Consider the following 4,638-nt stretch of genomic DNA (forward strand, 5'->3'; position numbering starts at 1 on the left):
GCCGAGGATGGCGGTGCCGTTGGAGATGACGGCGACCATGTTGCCGCGCGTCGTGTAGTCGAAGGCGCGGCTCGGATCCTCGGCGATGGCGCGCACGGGAACGGCGACGCCCGGCGAATAGGCGAGGCTCAGATCGCGCTGCGTCGCCATCGGCTTGGTGGCGACGATCTCGAGCTTGCCGGGCCGCCCCATGGCGTGGAATTCCAGCGCCTCCTCGGGACTGACGGAGGGGCCGCTGCTTTCGGTTTTCCTGGCCATGATGCCTGACGTTTTCCTCACCTATTCGCGCTCTTGAGGCGAGCGCATTCTTTTGAACTACCGCTTAAGGCCATACTCAGCCGCTGTAAACCGCCAAGCGATCAAGTGACGGCGTTCCTCCGCGGTAGCAGCGACAGTCAAATCCTGCCCGATGGGATCGCGGCAATGTCGCGCAGGTGCTCGCGCACCGGAGCCCAGCGCGTTAGCCCGGAGGTGCCGGCGAACGGCCATTCGGAGAAGGGCGGATCATCGCATCCCATGCGTTGCTTAAGCGCCGAGAGATAGGCCATCAGGTCCAACCGTTCCGCCCTTACCCTTTCAAGCGTGCGGCCGCGAATCTCCTCCCGCGGTATGGCGCGGTCGCGCAGCCGCTCGACCGCGCGACGGATCGCGGCCGGCTCCGGCTCGGCGATGATGCAGTAGTCCGGATCGAAATAGACGTCGCGGCCGCCGATGCTCGGTGTCGAGACGATCGGCAACCCGGCCAGCAGATACTCCATGCTGGAATACATCGCCCCTTCCACCGCCGACAGGCAGAGCCCGACCGCAGCCTGGTTGTAGACGCGGTTGACCTCGGCGGAGGTCAGCCTGCCGGGCAGGCCATCGACAAGCGGATTGGCGATGCTGTGAAGGGGCGATTGCGCCTGCAGGCGGCGGATGAAGGCGCGGTCGCCGGCCGGCGGCAATTCGCCGATCGAGGACGTCACATGGACCAGTCTTTCGATCTCGAAGGCGAGATAGTGCCGCTTGGTGTGCGAGATGCGGCCATTGTAGACGGCATCGTACTTGACCGGCACGTCCGGCAGCGGCCGGAAGACGTCTTCCGAGATCATCAGATTGTGATTGGAGAAGATTGCATTGCCGCCAACGCCTGCAATCAGGCGTCGCTCTTCCTCTGTGTTGCAGAGAAAGATCAGCTCGTGCTTGGGGCAAACCTTGGCGAACCAGGCGAGATCCTTGCGTATCTGCTCGACGACGGCAGGCCGTTCCAGCGTCCAGTTCGGCATCAGAAGGAAGGTGGCGCGCCGTGGCGCAAGGCGTCGGCAGAAGGCGGCGAGCGCGTAGAGAGGGCGCCTGCCGCCGACAGGTACATAGAGGATCAACGGATCGCGACTGAAGATGTGGAGAGGCATCTCGATGCCGCCATCGAGGCCCGAAATCGGCCCGCGCGCCGGAAGGATGAAGGGCAGCCGTATCCGCGTCCACGCCTTGATTTTGGTTCTGGTTCGGTTGGCTCGGTTAGCGGCAAGAAGCCGAATGCGGCCGAGCGAGCCGGCGGGGCCGACCATCTCCTCGAACGTCTCGTGTCCGTCCTGCTTCATCGCCCCACCATGTTCTCATGGGCCCGGACGATCCATATGTCGGCCGACCTCGTGAGGCAACATGCCTTGCGCACCCTGTTCCTGCCGATGGCGCAACCGCCCAGTCTTCCCCTGCTTTTCGCGCCGCCGGCATTAAACCGGGCTGCCACTTCTGCTAGCGTCCCGGCATGAACATGCACATGCCGACAGACAACGACGCCCAGGAGACGACGACGCCTGCGCCCGCCACCGGGGGCGTCACGCCGATGATGGAGCAGTATATCGAGATCAAGGCGGCGAACCCTGACTCGCTTTTGTTCTACCGCATGGGCGATTTCTACGAGCTGTTCTTCGACGACGCGGAGAAGGCGAGCCAGGCCCTCGGCATCGTTTTGACCAAGCGCGGCAAGCACCAGGGCCACGACATTCCGATGTGCGGCGTACCGGTGCATGCGGCGGACGACTATCTGCAAAAGCTGATCGCGCAGGGTTTTCGCGTCGCCGTCTGCGAGCAGATCGAGGATCCGGCGGAAGCCAAGAAACGCGGCTCAAAATCGGTGGTGCGCCGGGACGTGGTGCGGCTGGTCACGCCCGGCACCATCACCGAGGACAAGCTGCTCGCGCCCTCGGAATCGAGTTTCCTGATGGCGCTCGGCCGCGTCAAGGCTGGCGGCGCCGCTGCCAGCCAGGCGAGCTTTGCGCTGGCCTGGATCGACATTTCGACCGGCGCGTTCCGCGTTGCCGAGACGAGCACCGAGCGGCTGCTTGCCGACATCTTTCGCGTCGACCCGCGCGAATTGATCGTCGCCGAGCCGGTTTTCCACGATCCGGAGCTCAGGCCGGTCTTCGATGTGCTTGGCCGGGTCGCCAATCCGCAGCCGCCGTCGTTGTTCGATTCGGCCTCGGCCACGGGCCGCATCGCGCGCTTCTTCGAGGTCGCGACGCCGGACGGTTTTGGCACGTTCTCGCGCGCCGAATTGTCGGCGATTTCGGGCGCCATCGCCTATGTCGAAAAGACGCAAAAAGCCGAACGCCCGCCGCTGTCGCGGCCCGAGCGCGAGGAGCAGGGCTCGACGCTGTTCATCGACCCGGCGACCCGCGCCAACCTGGAACTGCTGCGCACGCTCTCCGGCAGCCGCGACGGCTCGCTGTTCAAGGCGATCGACCGCACCGTGACCGGCGGCGGGGCGAGATTGCTCGCCGATCGGCTGATGGCGCCGCTGACCGACCCGGCCGCAATCGCGGCAAGGTTGGATTCGGTCTCCTTCTTCCGCTCCGAAGTGCGGCTCTGCCAGAGCCTGCGGGCGAGCCTGAAAAGCGTCGCCGACATGCCGAGGGCGCTGTCCAGGCTGGCGCTCAACCGCGGCGGGCCGCGCGATCTGGGGGCGCTGCGCGCCGGCTTCGAGGCTGCGAGAACGATCGCCGAATTGTTCGCGGCAACCGCGCTGCCCGCCGAGCTCGCCGCGGCGCTGGCCGCGATCAAGGCCCTGCCCGAGGCGCTTGCCCGCCACCTCAGCGAAGCGCTCGACGACGAGCTGCCGCTGATCAGGCGCGACGGCGGCTTCGTGCGTACCGGCTATCACGCCGAGCTCGACGAGATGCGGGCGCTGCGCGACGAATCGCGAAAAGTGATCGCCGGGCTGGAGCGCTCGCTCATTGAGGAAACCGGCATCCGCTCGCTGAAGATCCGGCATAACAATGTGCTCGGCTATTACATCGAAGTGACGGCCAACCACCACTCGATCATGACCGGCAGCGACGCGGCCAAGGCGCGCTTCATCCACCGCCAGACCATGGCCAATGCCATGCGCTTCACCACGACGGAGCTGGCGGAGTTGGAATCAAAGATCGCCAACGCCGCCGACCGGGCGCTGAGCATCGAGCTCGCCGCCTTCGACCGGCTGACGGCGGAAGTGGTGGCTGAAGCGGACAGCATCCGCGCCGGCGCCGAGGCGCTTGCCGCTCTGGACGTGTCGGCGGCGTTGGCGCTTCTTTCCGAAAGCGAGGGCTGGTGCCGGCCGGTAGTCGATGCCGGCCTCGCTTTCGAAATTGTCGGCGGGCGCCACCCGGTGGTCGAGCAGGCGCTCAGGCGTTCCGGCGAAGGGCCGTTCGTCGCCAATGATTGCGACCTCTCGCCCGAAAGCGGCGCCAGGGCCGGCGCCATCTGGCTGCTCACCGGCCCCAATATGGGCGGTAAATCGACATTCCTCAGGCAAAACGCACTGATCGCCATTCTGGCCCAGACCGGCTCCTTCGTGCCGGCACAAAGCGCCCATATCGGCGTCGTCGACCGCCTGTTCTCACGCGTCGGCGCCTCGGACGACCTGGCGCGCGGCCGCTCGACCTTCATGGTCGAGATGGTCGAGACGGCGGCGATCCTCAATCAGGCGGGCGAGCGGGCGCTGGTGATCCTGGACGAGATCGGCCGCGGCACAGCCACCTTCGATGGGTTGTCGATCGCCTGGGCGGCGGTTGAATACCTGCACGAAAAGAACCGCTGCCGGGCGATTTTCGCCACGCATTTCCACGAGATGACGGCGCTGGCGGGCAAGCTCCCCCGGCTCCACAACGTCACCATGCGGGTCAAGGAATGGGAAGGCGACGTCGTCTTCCTGCACGAGGTCGGCAAAGGCGCGGCCGATCGCTCCTACGGCGTGCAGGTGGCGCGGCTGGCCGGCCTGCCGGAGGCGGTCGTCGCCCGGGCCAGGGAAGTCCTGCATCAGCTGGAAGAGGGCGAGGTTTCGGGCAAGACAAACCGGCTGGTCGATGATTTGCCGCTGTTTTCGGTGGCGGTGAAGCGCGAAGCGCCGAAGCCGGTCAAGAGCGATGCGCTGGGCGAAGCGCTGGGCGCAATCAATCCCGACGAGATGACGCCGCGCGAGGCGCTGGAGGCGCTCTACCGGCTGAAGGGGCTGGCGAGCCGGTAATCAAAACAATCGGAACATCGGCGTCACCAGCCCTGCCGACTGGAGCCAGCCGAACAATTCGACCGCGAGTATCGCCGCAAGGAAGTAGGAGCCGTCGATGGCGGTCCGCTTCAGCGCCACCGAGTCGAACGTGACGGGAGACGAGCCCAAGA

2 protein-coding genes and 1 pseudogene are annotated in these 4,638 nt (G+C 66.0%); 1 reads left to right on the forward strand and 2 read right to left on the reverse strand.

The annotated features are described in order from the left end of the window. Both EOA27_RS23285 and EOA27_RS23290 read right to left on the reverse strand, forming a co-directional pair. A pseudogene (locus EOA27_RS23285) lies at nt 1-258 on the reverse strand (NADP-dependent malic enzyme); the annotation flags it as partial. A gap of 137 nt (nt 259-395) precedes the next feature. Continuing rightward, nucleotides 396-1,580, reverse strand: coding sequence for a glycosyltransferase (locus EOA27_RS23290; protein ID WP_127257310.1), 1,185 nt, complete (start codon nt 1,578-1,580; stop codon nt 396-398). A 167-nt stretch (nt 1,581-1,747) separates the two neighbouring features. On the opposite strand from EOA27_RS23290, the gene mutS reads away from it, so the two are divergent. Further along, nucleotides 1,748-4,486 (forward strand): DNA mismatch repair protein MutS, encoded by a 2,739-nt coding sequence (gene mutS, locus EOA27_RS23295; protein ID WP_127257313.1) that lies wholly within the window; start codon nt 1,748-1,750, stop codon nt 4,484-4,486. Nucleotides 4,487-4,638: the final 152 nt, after the last annotated feature.

This window comes from Mesorhizobium sp. M2A.F.Ca.ET.037.01.1.1 (assembly GCF_003998075.1).
Lineage (GTDB): Bacteria > Pseudomonadota > Alphaproteobacteria > Rhizobiales > Rhizobiaceae > Mesorhizobium.

What these genes read in the sequence shown, in the direction of transcription:
- mutS (WP_127257313.1), top strand. Translation starts at nt 1,748, where the DNA reads ATGAACATGCACATGCCGACAGACAACGACGCCCAGGAGACGACGACG.
- EOA27_RS23290 (WP_127257310.1), bottom strand. Translation starts at nt 1,580, where the DNA reads ATGAAGCAGGACGGACACGAGACGTTCGAGGAGATGGTCGGCCCCGCC.